The sequence below is a fragment of the Burkholderia territorii genome, assembly GCF_902833055.1.
Classification (GTDB): domain Bacteria; phylum Pseudomonadota; class Gammaproteobacteria; order Burkholderiales; family Burkholderiaceae; genus Burkholderia; species Burkholderia territorii.
This window is the reverse complement of sequence record NZ_CADFEJ010000027.1, coordinates 14,709-33,890: the sequence shown is the minus strand read 5'-3', so window position 1 is coordinate 33,890 and position 19,182 is coordinate 14,709. Positions and strand designations below refer to the sequence as shown.

Sequence of the window (19,182 nt, the reverse complement as noted above, 5' to 3'; positions counted from 1 at the left end):
CCGTGAAAAAAACCTGGCTCTCGGCAGGTCAGATCCTGCTCACCCTGATCGTCGTCGTCGTGGCCGCCCTCGTCCTGTGGCGGATCATCAACTACTACATGTTCTCGCCGTGGACACGCGACGGCCATATGCGTGCCGACGTGATCCAGGTCGCGCCCGACGTGTCGGGCCTCATCACCGCGGTGCAGGTCGCCGACAACCAGGAGGTGAAGCGCGGCCAGGTGCTGTTCGTCATCGACCAGGCGCGCTACACGCTCGCGGAACGGCTGGCCGAAGCCACGCTCGCACAGCGCCGCGCGACGCTCGCCCAGGCCAGGCGCGAATATGCGCGCAACCTGCAGCTCGGCAATCTGGTCGCCAGCGAGCAGGTCGAGGAAAGCCGCACGCGCGTCGAGCAGGGCGAAGCCGCTGTCGCCGATGCGCAGGTATCGCTCGACACCGCGAAGCTCAATCTGCAGCGCACGACGATCGTGAGCCCCGTCGACGGCTACCTGAACGACCGCGCGCCGCGCGTCGGCGAATACGTGCCGGCCGGCCGCGCGGTGCTGTCGGTCGTCGACCGCAATTCGTTCCGCGTCGACGGCTACTTCGAGGAAACCAAGCTGCGCGGCATCCATATCGGCCAGCCGGTCGACATCGTCGTGATGGGCGAGCCGCATCCGCTGCGCGGCCATGTCCAGAGCATCGTCGCCGCGATCGAGGATCGCGACCGCACGCAGGGCGCGAACCTGCTGCCGAACGTGAATCCGGCATTCAGCTGGGTGCGGCTCGCGCAGCGCGTGCCGGTGCGGGTCGTGCTCGACGAGGTGCCCGACGACTTCCGGATGATCGCCGGGCGCACCGCGACCGTCGCGGTGCGCAGCGACACGCGCCGCAACGACAATGCGAAGCCGGCCGCCGGTGCCTCCACGGCAGCCGTGCCGCCCGCAACCTCCGCAGCTGTGGCGGGCAGCGCGACGGGAGCATCGCAATGAAGCGGCACGGCCTGCGCCTCGCGGCGGCACTGGCACCGCTCGCGTTCGCACTCGGCGCGTGCAAATCCGTCGGCCCCGACTACAAGCTGCCGCAGCAGGCGTACGTGAATGCGCCGCTCGCGAACCATGCGTTCGACGACGCAAACGGCTCGCTCGTGTCGCGCGATGCGGTGCCCGGCAACTGGTGGCAGCTGTACGACGATCCCGTGCTCGACGAACTCGTGCGCAGTGCGCTCAAATCCAACACCGACCTGCGCGTCGCCGCGGCCAACCTCGCACGTTCGCGCGCGGCGCTCGAAGTGGCGAACGAACAGGGCGGCTTCTCCGGCAGCGCGGAAGCAGCCGTGCAGCGCGCGCAGGAGTCGGCCGAGCAATATCTGCTCGAAAACAAGCTGCCCGTCGTCAACGAAGGGATGGTGGGCATTAGCGTGTCATACGAGCTCGATCTGTTCGGCAAGCTGCGGCGCGGCGTCGAGGCCGCGCGCGCGGACAGCGAAGCCGTGCAGGCGGCGGCCGATCTCGCGCGCATCACCGTCGTCGCGGACGTCGTGCGTGCGTACGTCGAATCATGCTCGGCCGGGGACGAACTCGCGATCGCGAAGCAGTCGCTCGCGCTGCAACAGCAGCGTGTGAAACTGTCGCAGCGCCTGCGCGATGCGGGACGCGGCAACCAGACCGACGTCACGCGCGGCGTCACGCAGGTGCGCACGCTCGCGGCCGACATCCCGCGCTTCGAAAGCCGCCGCAAGATTGCGCAATACCAGCTCGCCGCGCTGCTCGCGCGTTCGCCCGCCGACCTGCCGAAAGCGGTCGCCGAATGCGAACGCCTGCCGAAGCTGCGCCAGCCGATTCCGATCGGCGACGGTGCCGCGCTGCTGCGCCGCCGGCCCGACATTCGCGAAGCCGAGCGTCAGCTCGCCGCGTCGACCGCGCGAATCGGCGTCGCGACCGCCGCGCTTTATCCGTCGATCAGCATCGGCGCGTCCGCCGGGTCGGTCGGCGTCGCGGCCGACCTGTTCTCTTCCACCACGAATCGCTGGTCGTTCGGACCACTGATCAGCTGGTCGTTCCCCGTCAACGGCCAGCGCGCGCGCGTGCGCGAAGCGGAAGCGGCGACCGGTGGTGCGCTCGCGCACTTCGACGGCGTCGTGCTGAACGCGCTGCGCGAAACGCAGTCGAGCCTCGCGACCTATGCAGCCGACGTGCAGCGCACCGACGCGCTGCGCACGGCCTACGAATCGGCGCGCAGTTCCGCTGACGAAACGCATCGCCTCTACATGGCCGGCCGCGAGTCGTTCATTTCGGATCTCGATGCGACGCGCACGCTGACGAGCGTGCGTGCGCAAGTCGCTGCGGCCGAAGGCCAGGTCGCCGCCGACCAGGTGAAGTTGTTCCTCGCGCTCGGCGGCGGATGGGAAAGCGATACGAAGGCCGCTGCGACGCAGCAGAAGACGGCGGCGGGCGTGCCGGCTGCTGCGTCGGCGGCTGCAAAGTAAGCGCGATCGCGGCGGCACGGCGTACACGACGCGCCTGCTGTCGCGCAGCATCGTACGTCGTTTCACATGTGCGGTATGTCGCTGCCGACGTCGCGCTTCACCTGCATTGCCGGTAAACTCATCCGCGGTTTCCGTCGTTCGCCGGCCACCCGCCGGCGGCCCATTTCCTGGAGAGTCATCATGCGCACCAGCGCCCGCAATCAATTCGTCGGCCAGATCGGCGCCGTCAAGCCCGGTGCCGTCAACGACGAAATCACGCTGCGCACCCAAGACGGCCTCGACATCGTCGCCGTGATCACGCATGGGAGCGCCGCATCGCTCGGTCTCGCTGCCGGCACGAAGGCATTCGCGCTCGTCAAGGCATCGTCGGTGATCGTGATGGTCGACGTCGACAGCAGCAAGGTGTCGGCGCGCAACTGCGTCGCGGGCACCGTGTCGTCGATCGCGAAGGGCGCGGTCAATTCGGAAGTCGTGGTCAAGGCTGCGGGCGGTGCGGAAATCGTCGCGATCGTCACCAACGACAGCGTCGATCGTCTCGGCCTCGCGAGCGGCAAGCCGGCGTCCGCGATCTTCAAGGCATCGAGCGTGATCATCGGCGTCGAATGATCGACCGACCGTGCAGGTGATTGCAATGTCGCCCCGTCGTTCGCCGCGCCCGCGCAACGCGCGCAACGCTCGAACTGCGTGCAGGCGCGCACGATGACGTCCGCGCTGGAGCACGCGCATCAACGCATGTTTCAATCGCTGCTGGCCGGAGCGACCGATGCCGATTGCGCGGATGCTCGTCTGTTCGGCGCGCTGATCGCGGCACGCGCATGCCGCAACGAACTTGCGCTGCTCGGCCTGTCTTCCGTACGGTTGAGCGGTCTGCTCGCTCGCCAGTTTCCGCGCTTGCATTCCACCGAGGCCGCCGCGCTCGCGTCGGCCGCTGCCGCCGTCGCGCCGCCGCCGGCCGCGCACGCGCAGTTCGTTGCGACACTGCACGCGCTGCTGATGCGGAATGCGCACCCCGCCGTCTCACCGGACGATGCCGACTGCGTCGCGACGATCATCTCGCATGCGTGCCTGCGCCCCGATCACCTGTGGCGCGATCTCGGCCTCGACGGACGCGACGCGGTATCCGCGATGCTCGAACGCTATTTCCCCGCGCTCGCCGCGCGCAATGTCGCGCAGTTGCGCTGGAAGAAATTCCTCGCGCAGCAAGTCGCTGCATCGCTCGGCCTGCCCGCCGGGCCCTCGCCGGGATGTCCCGGCTGCGAGGACTTCGGATTCTGCTTCCCCCGGCAACAATATTGACGACGGCGGCGTGTGTGGCTTGCCGGCACGCATCGTTTGACCGATCATGCGTGACACCTGTCCGCGCCTTCATTCAATCGTCAACGCTCACCGGAGACACAACCGTGGCTGACTTCGCGAGTCCCAATCTCCCCTCGCGCGATTTCGAAACCACGTCGCTGTTCTACGCGAAGCTCGGCTTCGTCGAAACGTGGCGCGACGATGGCTGGATGATCCTGAGACGCGGCGACCTGTTGCTGGAATTCTTTCCGCATCCCGGCCTCGATCCGGCCACGAGCTGGTTCAGCTGCTGTTTCCGGCTCGCCGACGTCGCCGCGTTCTTCGACGAGGTAATCGCGGCCGGCGTGCCGGAGCAGGCAACCGGTTGGCCGCGCGCACATCGGCCGAAACGCGAAGCATGGGGCGGCAGCGTCGGCGCGCTGATCGACCCGGACGGCTCTTTGATTCGATTGATCCAGACGGACGACTGAAGCGCCCCGTACCGCGAGGTTGCGGCAAATACGAAACGACGCCCCATAAACGGATACCTTGCGACGCACATTGCAACGGCTGTCCGTCGTATGCCTTGCGCCGCGCGGTCAATGACGATGGCGATGATGAATATCCGGGAAATGTGCGTGACTGTGCGTGATCGGCAGATGCACGTGAGGATGCGAGTGCGGCTCTTCGCCGTCGTACGGAAAATCGTGCGCGTGCTGATGATGTTCATCGTGCCGATGCCGGTGCGTATGCTCGAGCCGTTCATGCGCGTGCTCGTGTTCGTGCCGTTCGCGCACATGCAGCCAGATACCGCACGCCATCAGCACGGCCGCGATCCAGAACGTGACGGACGGCAGCGCCGGCCAGATCAGCAACGACAGCACGACGCCGAACAGCGGCGCCACCGAAAAATATGCGCCCGTGCGCGCACTGCCGAGATGGCGCAGCGCGACGACGAACAACACGAGACTGATCCCGTAGCCGCCGAGGCCTGTCAACATCGCGGCGGCCGTGGCCGGAACGGCGGGCAGCGTTGCGCCGGTCGCGAGCGCGATACCGATGTTCACGGGGCCGGCCACGAGACCTTTCGCGCACGCGATGACCATCGCATCGTTCGCGGCGACCTTGCGGGTCAGGTTGTTGTCGATGGCCCAGCACAGGCAGGCGCCGGCAATCAGCAACGCGCCGACCGGCAAGCCCGCGTGCCCCGGGCTCCACGACAGCAGCGTGCCGCCCGCGACGATCGCGACCATGCCGAGAAACACCTGGAGATCCACGTTCTCGCGAAACACGACCCACGCGATGACCGCCGTCAGCACGCCTTCGAGATTGAGCAGCAGCGCACTCGTTGCAGCAGGTGTACTCGACAGCCCGAGCATCAGCAGCGCTGGTCCCGCGACGCCGCCGGCCGCGATCGCGCCGGCGAGCCACGGCAGGTCGGAGCGTTGCAGCGGCGCGGCGTCCGCGGCTGGCACGCGAGCGCGACGCAACCCGCGCAGCAGGATCCCGACGCCGAGGCCGATCCCGCTGCCGAGATAGAACAGGCCGGCAACCATGAACGGCGACATCGCGCCGATCAGTGCCTTCGCCAGCGGCGTCGCGGCACCGAACAGCGCAGCGGCGGTGAGTGCGACGAGAATCGCGCCATTTCTCGGGTTCATGATGCGGTCTAAGCGTTGTGCGTTGTGGGTTATGCGTACGGAATCGGCAGGCTTCGTGTGATGCGGTAACGCGTTCGGTTTTTGCCGGTGCAGTGCCTTTCAAATTCGCTGAATGTCGGGTGAATCGCGCTGGCTTTCAGGTTCCCGTCGCGTCATGCGTTACAGTCAACGTGCCGGCCCGACGATGCGTGCTGGAGAGATTATCGCGTGTGTGTCACGGGCCGCCAACGGAGGTGGCAATCGCGGGTGCGAATCCAGGTTCCATCTGACATCCAGCTACATTAGGAATACGAATTACTGCGGCGAAAGAAAGGCGAATTGACTGGACCGCCGACACAATGACACACGCGTCGCCCAGCCACGCGCAAGCGTCGATGCGCAGCCGTGCTCGACGCTGGTCTACGCAACGTTCGTCGGGATGCATGCCGCCCCTGATCGATATGCCGTCGCCATGCATACCCGGTGGACGATACCTTGCACACACGGCATCCGCCGACATGCTTTCGTCGTGGAGTTCGATCGGCAGTTCGAGGGGATTTCGTGAGGCTGACTGGCTGTGCCGCCAGCGGAGGCAGTCCCGACCTGTCCCGGAGGACTGGTCGGTCTATCATGGGATGCGCTGCATGCGTGGTGCAGGCAGGCCGTCGCCACGCGTCGCGCGGCGACACATCGCGTATTACTCGCTCGCGGCCGTTTGCTGTTCGGACTGCGGTGCTGCGTCCGCCGGTGCTTCCGCCGTCGCCGGCTGCGACGGTGCTGCGTCGGCCGGCGTTTGTGCCTTCGGCTGCTGCGGTGCACCCTTCGCCGCCTGCGCACCGCCCTTGTTGCCCGGACGGCGCGACTTCAGCCGGCGCGCACGCGCCGCGTCATCGTGCGTTACGCGTCCCGCTTCATTACCTTGCAGATCGACCCGCACCGCGTCTTCGACCAGACACGACCAGTAACGATTGCCACGGCACCACGTCGACATCGCGTCGCGCAGTTCGGCCTCGCTCAGGCCGATGGCTTGTGCCTCGCGCGCGAGGTCGTCCCAGATACCGACCTTCAGCGGCACCTTCGGGGCCGGATTCTTCGGGAACGCACGCGGGAAGCGGCGCTGCAGTTTGCCGATCGCGACGATGACCGGATCGACCGGTGTCGACGGCTTCGTCGAAGCGGGCTTCGCGCCGGACGACGCCTTGGCCGCCGCCGCCGGTTTGGCCCCGCGAGCGGGCCGATCGCCGGACTTCGGCTTCCCGCCTGCTTCCGGTTGCGTAGCCGGTCGCTTCGCGTTGCGCTCCTGCTTGGCCTTTGCTGCGAGCTGCGCCCGCAATTCGGCAAGTTGTTCAAAACCCATAAATTCAATCCACCAGGAATATAAGGTGTGGTTCGTGCAGCCATTCCGCACATCGGCGTTTGCCGCATCGCCTGCGGCTCGTCTGCCACCGACGCGGATCATTGCGGGGCCGCATCGCCACCACCACTGTTTCAGGCACCGGCCACGATGCCGGACAAAGGCAGGAGTGGAAGTATACCGGTACGCGCGGCCGTCGGCTGACTCACCGGTTCGCATTTGACGAATCCGGGGCAACGGCAATGCGTCCGCGCGGTCGTGCTGCGCATTATCGCTGCGTTTTCGCGGTGCATCGACCGTCGCGTTACGTAGTGTCGTTAGTGGCGGGATTTCGGCCATGCTGCACCGATCACGCGACGCGTCGGTTGTTCCACAGTACGAAATGGTAAGCAATGGACGCGGATAGCGAAGACGCGATATGCGCTGCCCGCATCTCCGAGAGTTCCGGCTCGCACATACGATTCGTGCGGCGTGGCAGGTTTGCTCGATTGCCGTCGCGCATTCTATTAGTTGCGTCCACATCTATCCTCGATCGCACAACCGTTATCACAACCTCCGCGCGACACTGGTCTTCGACACCGACATGCCCGCGGGCACAGTATCCAGGTTCATCAAGCCCCGCCCTTATGCACGATGTTCGTGAGGCGGCGACACGCTTTGGGCGATCGGCGGACTGCGCATCGGCGCACGATCGAACAGTGCGCGTCTGCGGAATCCACTGCAATCGGGTGCCGCACGACAAGTGTCGCGCTCCGGTCATTGTGCACGTCCGCGGCTCGGCTTCGGTCGGCTTGATTACCGGCAGTCAAAACACGCCGAGCGCAAGACCCGCAGCAAGCCCTGCTCCGACCTCCGCGCAACGCGCGAGATCGTCGCTGCCGATAGTCTTCGGCGCGAGGATCCGCTCAGGGGTTTGCGCATGGGTGCAGACGATCAGGCCCGGCGCCACATTCTTGAGCCGCCATCCGGTCGCGATCCTGTCGATCTGGCGCAGCGCGTTCTGTCCATCGCTGCCGGCACAAATCATCGCCGCATAAGGGCGACCGTTCACGCGATCGAGCGCGGCGTAGTAACAGCGATCGAAGAAGTCCTTCATCAGCCCGGACATCGCAGCGAGATTTTCCGGCGTAGCGAACAGGTAGGCGTCGGCGGCGAGCACGTCGTCCGCGCTGGTCGCATCTGCGCGTTGCAACCTGACGTCGACGCCGGGTTGCTCACGCGCGGCATCCGCAGCCGCTTCGGCCATCTGCTGCGTGCCTCCGGTCATCGTGTGATAGACGATCAACAGCGTCTTCATCGGTTTTCGCTCGCGGTCGGTTTGATTTGCACTTGCCACACGCGTCGGTACGGTTCAATCCGGCTACGTCGACGTGTGTGCCAGTGCGGCGCTTTTTCGAGGGAGAGGATGGGCTCGTGCTACGGATGTCGACAACTGTTCTGCGTCGCGCCTCGCACGACGCGCCATCAGTCCTGCGCGATACGTGGCATACCAGCGTGATCGGCGCGCGCGTAGTAGGCAAGAAACATGTCGGCAGCCGTTTCCGCGACCTTCCGTTGTTCCTGGGCCCCGAGTGGTGGCTGGCCCATCGTCACCTGCGGCCAGAACGCGAATGCCTTCACGAGCCCATGCAGTTGATGCGCGGCGAATACGGGATCGGTCACCGACAATCGGCCAGCCGCCGCGGCCGCACGAATCCAGATCGTCACGTCTTCTTCGCGCTCGCCCATGCGCTCGACCATGTCGCGTGCGCGTTCCGGAGAGTGGATGACTGCACCGATTGCAACGCGGGCGAGTGCAAGAAACGCTTCGTCGCTCAGCAACCGCAACTTGCGGTCCAGTAGTGCAAGCAGTTGGTCGCGCAGCGGCACGTCGGCACGGAAGGCCGGCGCGGCGGCGGTCAGCGTTGTGTCCCATAGCTGATGCAGGATTGCCGCGAACAACGCCTCCTTTCCTGCGAAGTGGTTGTAGACGGTGCGCTTCGACACGTCCGCGCGCGCGGCGATGCGGTCCATGCTGGTCGCGTCGTAGCCGGCCGCGAGGAATTCGTCGATCGCCGCGGCGAGTATCGCCGCACGCTTTCGGTCGGTCAGCCGTTGAGGGGAAGTGCTCGTGTCCATTGAAAAATTTTACACCCATCAGTTTACTTTTCCCACGGATAAACTACACTGCCCGGTGTACTTTCTCTTCCGGACGAATCGACATGGCTTCGCCTCTCGTATTTCTTCACCGCGTATTGGGTTTCGCCGCCGCCAGGCGCGGCCGCACATTGTCCGGCGAGTCGCCGCAGCACAACGGCATGCGCTTCAGCAACGTTGCGCCGCGGCCTGCCGAAGGTTTCGGCAAGACGCTCGGCATCGCGTGGAACATGCTGGTCAACAAACCAAGCAACACGGTTCCGACGGGCGCATTGCCTATCGATTCACTGACTCGCGAGCAGCTCGACGCGGCGCCCGATCGCAGCCTGTATCGGCTGGGGCACTCCACGCTGCTACTGAAACTACGCGGCGAATTCTGGCTGACCGACCCGGTATTTGCAGAACGCGCATCGCCGTTCCGGCGCGTCGGCCCGAAGCGTTTCCATGCACCGCCGATCACGCTCGAGGACCTCCCGCCGTTGCGTGGCGTGATCCTGTCGCACGATCACTACGATCACCTCGACCGCGACACGGTGCTAACGCTTGCGGCCACCACCAGCGTGTTCGTCACGACGCTGGGCGTCGGCGACCGCCTGATCGAATGGGGTATCGACGCGAAAAAAGTACGTCAGCTCGACTGGTGGCAGAGTGTCGACGTCGATGGCCTGACGCTCACCGCGACACCGGCACAGCACTTCTCCGGACGCAGCCTGTTCGACGGCAACAGCACGCTTTGGGCGTCATGGGTCATCGCCGACGACGATCTGCGGGTGTTCTTCAGCGGCGACACCGGCTATTTCGATGGTTTCCGGACAATCGGCGAACGGCTTGGGCCCTTCGACGTGACGCTGATCGAGACCGGGGCATACGACCCGCAATGGCCCTGCGTACACATGCAGCCGGAAGAAACCGTTCAAGCGCACATCGATTTGCGCGGTCGCACGCTGGTGCCGATTCATAACGGTACGTTCGATCTCGCGCTGCACCGTTGGCAAGAACCATTCGAGCGCGTCACGGCGCTGGCAATGGTACGCGGCGTTGAACTGTCGACACCGCGGATGGGCGAGCGACTCGATCTGGATGTGCCGCATCGCGGTGAACGTTGGTGGCGAACGGTCGATGCGCCAATAAAGGGGCCTGCAACGAAGACGCGCCGGTGGCTGCAATTGTGCGCATCGCAGGCGACGAAGTAGGTTCGCAGGCCACGGCGGCGCCCCTTAGGAGGCGCTGCGGTATCGAATTTTCGTCGTGGTAACGGGCCTGGTGGCGCGCTCATTGCGCGGATGATCGGCAACGATGCTCAATCGCGCCCGGTAGCGGACGTCGGGCGAAGACTGAGCGATACACACTCGATACGATTTCGGCGATGCGCATCAGCCGCTCGAGCGGAAGTCTGCATTTTCCGCTCCGTCCGCGCTGTGGTGCACACGCGTTAAATTCACCGAAGGCGATCTGCGGTCGTCCACAAATTTGCCTTAGCGCAACGCCGCGTTTTTGGGGCTTGTAGATTCGGTATCGGCCTAGCCCCCGATTCGATTTCTCGTGACATCTGCAGTTTGCAATCCGATGCTGTTGGCGCGAGGCGTTGTCACGTGACAACTGGCGACGAAGAGTACGCTGCCTCCGTTGAATTCCGCCCTGCCCCGAACAAGTCTTTAGATCCTGAGCACTTCGAGCCGACAGCCCGCCGCCACTTAGAGCGTATCAATCACCACGAAATACGTTTCATGTGATACGAAAAGTGATTAAGCCGCTACCGCCGTGAGCCAATAGCGGCCGTCGGCGTCATGACCCCTATTTCGCGGAGTGCAAGTGCCTGATTGGCGTGAAACAACATGAAGAAAGTGGCGTAACTCATTGCCCAGCAAGGGTTTCCGAGCACCTAGCGTTTTAGAAGAATTGTTTCACGCGGACTGATTTGCCTGTCTCACATCGTCGATGTGGCGGAATCTGGGTCCCCCCAAGCCCATCAAGCCTGTATCAGGCGATTCCGCTACTTGAACCATCGGCTGGCCAGCGGTACTCCGAAATCAATATCCCGCCCCCTTCCCTTCCCATCGCGAGCGTCGGTAGATAGGGGGCCATTTATTAGGGCCATATCAATCTTGTAGATACCTGCCGCCATTGGATGTTGAGCGCGCACGCTGCGCCGCGGAGTATGCGCACGATATAACTCTGCGCGGACGACATAGCGGCCCTCAAGTTCGGCTCGCCGACACATCCTCTCCGTCGTCACCGAATCGTCGCAGAGAAATGCCGCGCCAATATCAAAACACCCCTCCGCCACAGAGCCGCATTGGTTGTCACGTGACAACGACCCCCTCGACTTGTATTTAAGCGTTCAGCCGCAAGGAACCACAATCACTTCACGTGGTGCCTGAAATTCTTCACATCGCAGCGTGTCCAGCGGCCGTATTGAGACAGTCGGCTATGTTCGGAGTTGACGCATCGGCTGGTTGTCACGTAACAACCGGCATCAATTGCAATGGCAACCGCAATTTGTGAACGCTCCTCATTGTACTAACCGCCGAGGAAGAAACCGTCATCTCCGTTACCGTCGCGCGCTCAATCTGCGCGCCAGAGCAGTCGAATCCTGGCCATTCGACCGACTTGTCACGTGACAACCGGTGTCGTGGCCGGCGCCGAATTCCGAGCCGATCGCCAAATTATGCGAAATTGCCAGCGACAACGGACTCCTTTTTCGCGCGAAGCTCAGTGCCCCAAGGTCGCATCCGACGGCGAGTCCTCAGCACCTCATCCGTGCGGCTGGCCGCGAACGAAATGCCATCTGCTTATATTTCTCTTATCGCCAATTCAAAGAACTTGTTGCAGTCCCTCCAGTTTGTCACGTGACAACAACATCCAGAAAAAAACAGTCTCGCCATATCACACTTTTCTGGACTTTCGCGCGATAACTCCCTATATTTACGAAAACTCGTTGGAGGAATTTAATGGCTTTCAAGATCGCCGTTAGCAATCAAAAAGGTGGTACTGGAAAGACCACTATCTCCGTCAATATCGCTGCGGCGTTCGAAGCGGGCGGTAACAAAGTTGCCTTGATCGATGCCGACCCCCAGGGCACATCGGTCAGATGGGTGACGAGCGGCGAAAATACGCTTCCGATGACGGTTCTTTCACTGGCGCCGGCCGGTCGCGGTATCGGCGGCGAAATCAAGAAGCAGGATGCAAACTTCGATGTAATCGTGGTCGACTGCCCCGGCAACCTCGAAGACCCCCGCATCGCGTCCGTGCTCGAAGTCGCCGATTTCTGCCTCGTGCCGCTGTCGCCGTCGCCGGCCGACCTGTACAGCACGGTCGCGATGATTCGCATGATCGAGTCGATGCGTGCCGTTCGTAACCCTAATTTATCTTCTGCGCTGATGCTGAATAGCGTCAATGGAAAAACTAAAATGCGAGAAGAAATTTTAAAAATTCTAAAAGCAGAAGAAATAGGGGAGCATCTGCTTGATAGCCAGATCGCGCAACGTGAGGTCTATCGGCAGACGTTCGCGCTCGGCACCACGATTCATCATCACAATCGATATCTGAAGGGGCTGAAGGAAGCCCGTGCGGAAATCGAGAAGCTGGTCACCGAAATGGCCCAATACATCGCGTCGACGCGCGCTACCGGAACCGCTCATGGCTAAGGACACATCGAAAGAGAAGAAGCCGACCGGCAACCTGCATCTCGCAGCGGGCTTGCTGCGCGGGCTCGCACAGGAAAACGCGGCGCTGGAAACGCGCCTGCCCGAGCCGGCGGCCACGACCAATCCTGGGGCCGAAGCCACGACTGCCGTCGCCCCAGCCACTGCCACGCCCGCCGACGCCCTCGATCTCGGCGCTCCGCAGAAGGTTGCGGTCAAGGACTGCATCCCGAACCCGTTCAACCCGCGCGTGTTCTATTCCGAGTCGAGCTTGCACGAGCTCGCACTGACGCTGAAGCGGGAAGGGCAGATCGAGCCGATCAAGGTCACGCGCCTGCCGGAATTTCCGGGCAAGCTCGTCGTGATCGACGGACAACGCCGCTTGCGTGCGACGAGCATCAACGGCGACGAAACGATCAACGCGACATTCCGAACGGATCACACCCCCGAGCAGCTCTATACGATCGCGTATCGCGCGAACCACGACCACGAACGTCAGACCATCTTCGACGATGCGGTCGCGTGGAAGCGTCTCCTCGACGAAAAGGTCTTCCCCGACCAGAACACGCTCGCGGAGAAAATCGGCAAGGACAAGGCGTCGATCAGCAAGACGCTGTCGCTGAACGCACTGCCGAACACGCTGCTCGAACGGATGGCGAGCGCGAACGATGTGGTCGGGCTGCAGGCCGCGTACTTCCTGAAACTGATTTTCGAGCGCCTGGGCGAACCGGCGGCCGACCGTCTGCTCACGGCAGTGATCGACCGGAAAAAGTCGGTGCGCGATCTTGAGAACTTCCTGCGCGCGCAGAGCGAGGGCAACAAGAAGACGGGGCGTACGCGTTACAGCGTTCGCCACGATTTCACGCTCGAATCACGCGCGATCGGTCAGTTGAAGACTTATCCGGACGGGCGGCTCGATCTGCAACTGAAGGGAGTCGATGCGTCCCAACAGGAAGCGCTCGCCGACCGGCTCAAGACCGTGATCGACGCCTATGTCGCCGAACTGGCGGGAGCGGCGCAGAAGTAAAGGAAGGGGTCCAAAACAAAGCCTCGCACCTGCATGGTGGCATGCCGCCGGACAAAGTCCGGTGCACGCCGCGTGGCAGGCAGCGAGGCCTCGATCAGTTGGTCGCGAGGCTGCTCTTCAGCAGGAATTCCAGCAAGTCGTCCGAGGTCGGTTCACCCCAGGTGTCGAGCGCCAGCCACCGGAAGAAGCTGGTTTGCGCCAGCTTGCTCGCCTTCTTCTTCGGCGACAGCGTGAGATCTTTCGAACCGGCCACCGTTTCGTTGTAGCGCTCGATCAGCTTGGTCTGGTCGTCGATCTCCAGCTCGCGGAAATACGCGCCGGCCTCATCGACCTTGGCGGCCAGATATTTGTCGCGAATCTGTTCCTGCTTGCTCTGCGCGGATTCCTTTGCCGGCGCGGCCGTTTCGGTCCCCTGCCCATCGGCCAACGTATACCCGTGCGTGAGAGCCTTGCGGAAATACGCGGCCACATTGTCGACCGGCGCTGCGTTCTTCTTCGTAGTCCGATTGAGCGTATAGGCAATTGCCGCCTTGATGCGCTGCACACCATATTGCGTGATCAACCGACGCGCTTCCGAGCGCGGGATACCGAACTTGGCGACCTCGTCGACGAGGGCTTCGTTCTTGACGTCGCCTTCCTCGACCGTATCCGCGCTCTGCTTGCGGGTCACCTTGAACTGCACGGCCTCCACGCTCCGACCTGACTTGTGTTCGATCAGCTCGAGCGTATGGTCGGAAACTTCGTTCACCTCCTGAATGCACGGCACCAGGACCTTGCTCTTGAAGAGCTTGTATTCCTTGTAAGACTGCGACGCTTTGTCCTGACCGAGAATGAGATCACGGAATTTCGGCAGCGGAATCTTGGCCGTGATGCCGATCCCCTCGTAGCGCACCGTGTTTTCCCAAAGGGCAAGCGAGTGCGAACGCCGAAACTCGCGCGCGATCCGCATATCGATGAGCGCGTAGATTTCGGGATTGAGCAGTTCGCTGCGAATCTGGTCGGAGAAGCTGTACTTCAGCACCGATTGCTCGAGCTCGGCGCCCGCGAGCAGGCCCGACGCCTTCCACACCGTCGAGCGGTCCGCGGCAAGGTAGTCCCAGTTGACGACGGTACTGATCAGCGAGTTGACAGTGTCCTTCACGTACTTCGTGTTGTTGCTGTTCAACCCGCTCTCGTGTGACAGCGCGGCGATCGAGATCGAAAAGCTTGTCCGGCCAGGCTCGAACGCTTCCTGACGAAGGGCGTTCTTGATCAGCGAGCTGAACATCTTGCGCTGCTGCAGACCGATCTTTCCGGACTTTGGAGCGATGTGAATTGCCTGGACCGCCTTGCGCAGCAGATCGGGCGGCTCGGGCGTCTGAAATAGCGAGACCTGCTTGTCGGAGCCTTTGATTGCGGGCTTGCGCGGCATCGTGATGTCCGGAGAAGGTGACCGTGTTGATGGCGGACTTTATACCTTTTCAAAAGATCGAGCAACGCCCTCTTCTCCAGTATCACTTTCACTTTTGTCGCTAACTTAGCGTCACAAAAGGAAAAATTGAGGTTTTAAGATTTGTGCAACGCCCCATATCCATATACCTTTCGACCAAAAATAGCTCCCACATCCTGCTACCTGTGTATCCGGTCGCCAGAATCAGATACGAGCCGGCACGAGACTTGCCCGACTAAAGGTACCCACTTATGGGAGGAAGTCCAGCCTAACTCGATTGGCAAACCGGAATCGTGGTGCCCTGCAACACGGATCGCATTCCCCCATAAGATGCTACCTTTAGCCAGTCCCATGAATGGGTACCTATCCAGCGCCGCCAGATCGGCATGTTCGCTTCCATAGCGCATCGACGACGAAAAGAGCTCCCACAAACGACTACCTTAAGATTTCCCCATAGGTGGTTACCTTTCCGCCGGGCTGCGCCTGTCTATGGGAGCCTGGATCCTAACGGGCAAGTGAGACGAAATCCTTCTGTCAGCGCGGGCACCCATAAATGACTACCTTGAAGAGGTCCCATAACCGGCAACCCAGGAAGAAATGCTGTTGGCATCGGAGAAGGCGAATCGGGAACAGCACACCATAAATGGCTACCTGCGGATTGCCCCATAGAGGGCTACCTTCGGCGTTTTTGGGTCAAAATCCCATAACAGGCTACGCGTGTCCCATATCCACAGCCCTCATTTCCCACAGCGCGGTACCCGAATCCCCAAATCCACAGACCTGAAGCCCCATACTCTTCCGCCTGTGCTCCCATAAATGGGTACCGAACCCCCGTCAAACCCTTGTCAGATAAGGCTGTGAGCCGACTAAAAGTAGTTAAAGAAGTAAACGTGGTTTACCAAAGATGTAAACACACGTGTGCATGTACAAAAAAACGACCCCCATAAACCGCTACCCAAGCACGCTCCAACCGCCCCCTGAGCCCTACAAAACTCGATGCGACACCTGTCGGACCCTCAATCTCCGCCTTATTTGGCAAGCGTCTCAGGCCCGACAAGGCTCTCGGCGAAGGTGAGTACCCACTAACTGGTACCCAAACGTAGAAACTTATGGGAGCAACGCCCTCTTTTCCGAACATAGGTTCCCATCTATGGGACAGGAAAGCTCTCATAGCGGTATGCCTCTCGTACGGGATTTCCCTGATTCGACGGTAGGCATGGCCGATCCCGGGTACAGCGGATCTTCGTCTCCGCAGTAGGAAATCGCTGGAATTCGTTCTCGCGCCGTTTTTTTGGCCTCTGTGTCGGCGCTGCCGTAGAAAACTCTACGGCGTTCGCGGGTTGATCTGTCTGGCGCTTTCCAGCCAATGGCCTCTCCACAGACAAAATCCGCGTCTCCCGCATCGTTTGTTCTGCATCTCGATTTTCTACCTTTGAACCGGTATTCCGACCGACGCGACCAGAATCACATCGCTGTGCCCAGCGAGACGCCACCTGGGCGCCTGATCCGGATCGTCCAGGCGACCGCCGCAGCGTGAGACCAACGCCATTGACATGGCTCACCCTCGTCGAATCCACGCTCGCATCCCGAAAATTCTCACCGTTGAAAGCTCGCCGGTCCTGTAGAAGCTCACCTATCTCGTCGACCAATGCCGGTCGAATCAACAAACCGCAGGCACGAAGCCTCGGCATCCGACGCGGTCACCCAATCGACATGCTGTGGGGCAGCCTGCAACTCTGGATGTGTCGCCGCACAGGCTCGAGACACTTCGTGGAGTCGGTACGACGACACGCACCAAGCATTCGCACTACGACTGCTTTCGCGATCCAGGCCCGATCGTGAACGAATGCCCGCCGAGGTGTTCACCGCCGAGAGGCGGAAGGCGCATTCACAGGTAGAGGTCATCTCCCACAACCGGTGACGAATGGAACCCGACAGGTAGCCACGCATGCGATGATCGGTTACCCGATCGGTCGCTCCGCATCGTCGACCCGCTCCAGAACACCGCGCGCTCGGTATGGAATGAATCGTGGTCGTTTATGGGAGGAACCGCCGTTCACGCGGCCGCGAATCGCAAAATGGCGCACCGGTCCGCAATTCGGTTGCATATCCCGCTCACGAAGCGACGGTCGCGTTGGCCGAGCAGAAAATTCCACAGATGAAACAGTCGGCGTCGTGCGAGGGCGTGAGGCACCGAAATCGATCTCATCTTCCATGGCAATCTGCACCGTATCGAAGGAACGACCCGCTTCGCTACCTTCCTGCCGACCGTTCTCGTTGCGCGCACGATGCATCGCCGTGGCTCCTGCGAAACGCTCAGCGGACGAGCCGCGGGACGATGCGACGTCTCCCATACGTGTATCCCCACGAAGGTCTGCACGATGACGCCACATTTTTTGCAACGCGGTTATGATGCAAAAGCCCTGACCGCACATGAAGACTGATCAGGGGCAGGGGCGGTATCTCGATGTGCTTTCACTCCGTGACCAATCAGAAAAGAGAGTTCAGCGATGCGAATCCAGATCAAAAAACTGACGCTGGCTGCTACGGCAGCAGCGTTCCTCTTCGGCTCGGCCGCTCCGGTGTTCGCGCAGACCGACGCCAGCGCACCGGCAGCATCCGCCGCATCGGATGCGAAAGCCGCAAAGCGTGAAGCACGCAAGGCAGCACGCGCAAAACGCAAAGCCGAACACAAGGCAGCTCGTGCGAAGAACAACGCCGAACTGAAGAAACTCGAAGACGCTGGTTACAAGCCGGCGGCCAACGATCCGAACTATCCGCAGAATCTGCAGAATGCCGAGAAGAAGGCAGGCGAGGCCGCTGGCGCAAGCCAATAAGCGTTCTCCCACGACACAAACCCCGGCTCGCGCCGGGGTTTGTCGTTTGTGCTACCGAAATGCGATGCGCGACGGGCGACATGCAGGTTCGACATCTCGATCAATTGAATCGTTGTCCTTTTTTATGACGCCGTGAACGCGTATCTCGAAGCGTCGAATCTTTCTACTCTCAGCGAATGGCAAGTATCATTCTTCTTGTTTAGTATCTGAGGAATCCTACGGAACACATCAGATCGCTCGAGGCCTCACGAACGAAGATCGATCATGCACGCGCAATACGGTTCCACGTAAAGACACACAAAGCCCGCACCAATCGAGCGGATGCGCGTCGCGTAACTGATCGCCGACTTACCGACTTGTTTGATGCCGCGCGTTCGCCGCTGCGTTCCCCGTCGCTTTCAGCCAGTCCTTGAATGCCCGCACGGCTTCGTCTTCCGCGCGCGCAGTCGGCACGTAAGTGAAATAGCGCCACGGGGGCAATGCCGGTTCGCTGAACGGCTGCACCAGCCGGCCCTCCGCTATGTCATCCGCGACGAGTGCGATCGGGCCCATCGCGACGCCGAGGCCGTCGAGCGCGCCTTGCAGCGTCAGATAGAAATGCTCGAGCGTGAGCGAATGCCGGGGTACCAGGTTTGCATGGCCCGCTGCCGCGAGCCACTCGGGCCACATGCCTGGATAGGTGGCCGCATGCAGGAGCGTGAAACCGGCGAGATCGGCCGGCGTACGCAACGTCCGGCCCTCGAGCAACTTTGGCGCGCATACCGGCAGCCGGATCTCGGATAGAAACTCCTCGGCAACATATCCGTCCACAGCCTGCGGGCCGCCGCGCACGATCAGGTCGACCTTGTCGCGCAGCCTCTCGATCGGGTCGTTCGATGTCGACAGCCGCACCTCGACGGCCGGATGCGCGACCTGAAACGACGACAGCTTCGGCACGAGCCAGCGCAGCGAGAAGGTCGCGGGCGCACTGACGCGCAGCACACGCTGCCGCCCCTGGCCGAAATGCTGCGCGGTGGCGAGCGCGATCCGATCGAACGATGCACCGACCTCGGCGAGGTACAGGCGGCCGGCATCGGTCAATTCGACGCGCCGGTTGTGCCGCTCGAACAACGCGCGGCCAAGCCATGTCTCCAACTGCTGAACATGCCGGCTGATCGCGCCGTGCGTCACGCACAGCTCGTCGGCGGCAAGCGTGAAACTGCCGAGGCGGGCCGCGGCTTCGAACGCGCGCAGCGAATTCAATGGAGGGAGTCGTCGGGCCATACATTGCTTCGCGTGATATTTACTCACGCGACTGCTCAGATTTAATCGTTTGATCGGGTGATCCTGCTCCGCCAATATGGCACATAAACGGCCGATCAGGCCGGAAT

Annotated in this window: 15 protein-coding genes; 9 read left to right on the top strand and 6 right to left on the bottom strand. The window is 62.1% G+C overall.

Annotation, left to right across the window (positions count from 1 at the left end; translation table 11 throughout):
* The first annotated feature begins 2 nt into the window (after positions 1 to 2).
* The 5 genes from HW466_RS28315 (at position 3) to HW466_RS28295 (ending at position 4,236) form a co-directional block, all read left to right on the top strand.
* A complete protein-coding gene (locus HW466_RS28315; protein WP_151005229.1) occupies positions 3 to 974 on the top strand; it encodes an efflux RND transporter periplasmic adaptor subunit in 972 nt (323 codons plus the stop codon).
* A complete protein-coding gene (locus HW466_RS28310) occupies positions 971 to 2,470 on the top strand; it encodes an efflux transporter outer membrane subunit (RefSeq protein WP_059505872.1) in 1,500 nt (499 codons plus the stop codon). The genes HW466_RS28315 and HW466_RS28310 overlap by 4 nt, the downstream gene beginning before the upstream one ends.
* A 180-nt stretch (positions 2,471 to 2,650) precedes the next feature.
* Positions 2,651 to 3,076, top strand: coding sequence for a TOBE domain-containing protein (locus tag HW466_RS28305; protein WP_059451718.1), 426 nt, complete (start codon positions 2,651 to 2,653; stop codon positions 3,074 to 3,076).
* A gap of 93 nt (positions 3,077 to 3,169) precedes the next feature.
* Positions 3,170 to 3,766 carry a nitrogen fixation protein NifQ gene (locus HW466_RS28300; RefSeq protein ID WP_174905913.1) on the top strand — a complete coding sequence of 199 codons (597 nt, stop codon included), beginning with the start codon at positions 3,170 to 3,172 and terminating at the stop codon, positions 3,764 to 3,766.
* Positions 3,767 to 3,870: 104 nt separating this feature from the next.
* Positions 3,871 to 4,236 carry a bleomycin resistance protein gene (locus tag HW466_RS28295; protein ID WP_060338447.1) on the top strand — a complete coding sequence of 122 codons (366 nt, stop codon included), beginning with the start codon at positions 3,871 to 3,873 and terminating at the stop codon, positions 4,234 to 4,236.
* Between the two features lie 108 nt (positions 4,237 to 4,344).
* Here HW466_RS28295 and HW466_RS28290 read toward each other — a convergent pair whose 3' ends face one another.
* The 4 genes from HW466_RS28290 to HW466_RS28275 form a co-directional block, all read right to left on the bottom strand.
* Positions 4,345 to 5,406, bottom strand: a complete 1,062-nt coding sequence (locus HW466_RS28290) for a DMT family transporter (protein WP_174905912.1) — start codon at positions 5,404 to 5,406, stop codon at positions 4,345 to 4,347.
* 676 nt (positions 5,407 to 6,082) lie between these two features.
* On the bottom strand, positions 6,083 to 6,742 hold the full coding sequence (locus HW466_RS28285) for a ProQ/FinO family protein (protein ID WP_059943816.1): 660 nt from the start codon (positions 6,740 to 6,742) through the stop codon (positions 6,083 to 6,085).
* Positions 6,743 to 7,544: 802 nt separating this feature from the next.
* Positions 7,545 to 8,036, bottom strand: a complete 492-nt coding sequence (locus HW466_RS28280; RefSeq protein ID WP_059451722.1) for a flavodoxin family protein — start codon at positions 8,034 to 8,036, stop codon at positions 7,545 to 7,547.
* A 167-nt stretch (positions 8,037 to 8,203) separates the two neighbouring features.
* Positions 8,204 to 8,857: a TetR/AcrR family transcriptional regulator gene (locus HW466_RS28275; RefSeq protein WP_059541534.1), complete on the bottom strand. Its 654-nt coding sequence runs from the start codon at positions 8,855 to 8,857 to the stop codon at positions 8,204 to 8,206.
* An 83-nt stretch (positions 8,858 to 8,940) separates the two neighbouring features.
* On the opposite strand from HW466_RS28275, the gene HW466_RS28270 reads away from it, so the two are divergent.
* The 3 genes from HW466_RS28270 (at position 8,941) to HW466_RS28260 (ending at position 13,546) form a co-directional block, all read left to right on the top strand.
* Positions 8,941 to 10,068, top strand: a complete 1,128-nt coding sequence (locus tag HW466_RS28270; RefSeq protein ID WP_151003917.1) for an MBL fold metallo-hydrolase — start codon at positions 8,941 to 8,943, stop codon at positions 10,066 to 10,068.
* 1,758 nt (positions 10,069 to 11,826) lie between these two features.
* Positions 11,827 to 12,522: a ParA family protein gene (locus HW466_RS28265; protein ID WP_151003919.1), complete on the top strand. Its 696-nt coding sequence runs from the start codon at positions 11,827 to 11,829 to the stop codon at positions 12,520 to 12,522.
* A complete protein-coding gene (locus HW466_RS28260) occupies positions 12,515 to 13,546 on the top strand; it encodes a ParB/RepB/Spo0J family partition protein (protein WP_060273512.1) in 1,032 nt (343 codons plus the stop codon). The genes HW466_RS28265 and HW466_RS28260 overlap by 8 nt, the downstream gene beginning before the upstream one ends.
* A gap of 94 nt (positions 13,547 to 13,640) precedes the next feature.
* Here HW466_RS28260 and HW466_RS28255 read toward each other — a convergent pair whose 3' ends face one another.
* On the bottom strand, positions 13,641 to 14,957 hold the full coding sequence (locus HW466_RS28255; RefSeq protein WP_059451727.1) for a replication initiation protein: 1,317 nt from the start codon (positions 14,955 to 14,957) through the stop codon (positions 13,641 to 13,643).
* 2,528 nt (positions 14,958 to 17,485) lie between these two features.
* Here HW466_RS28255 and HW466_RS28250 point away from each other — a divergent pair.
* Positions 17,486 to 17,812 carry a hypothetical protein gene (locus HW466_RS28250; protein ID WP_044848822.1) on the top strand — a complete coding sequence of 109 codons (327 nt, stop codon included), beginning with the start codon at positions 17,486 to 17,488 and terminating at the stop codon, positions 17,810 to 17,812.
* A gap of 348 nt (positions 17,813 to 18,160) precedes the next feature.
* Here the strand turns inward: HW466_RS28250 and gcvA are convergent, their stop codons facing one another.
* Positions 18,161 to 19,075, bottom strand: coding sequence for a transcriptional regulator GcvA (gene gcvA, locus HW466_RS28245; RefSeq protein WP_151003923.1), 915 nt, complete (start codon positions 19,073 to 19,075; stop codon positions 18,161 to 18,163).
* Between the last annotated feature and the right edge of the window lie 107 nt (positions 19,076 to 19,182).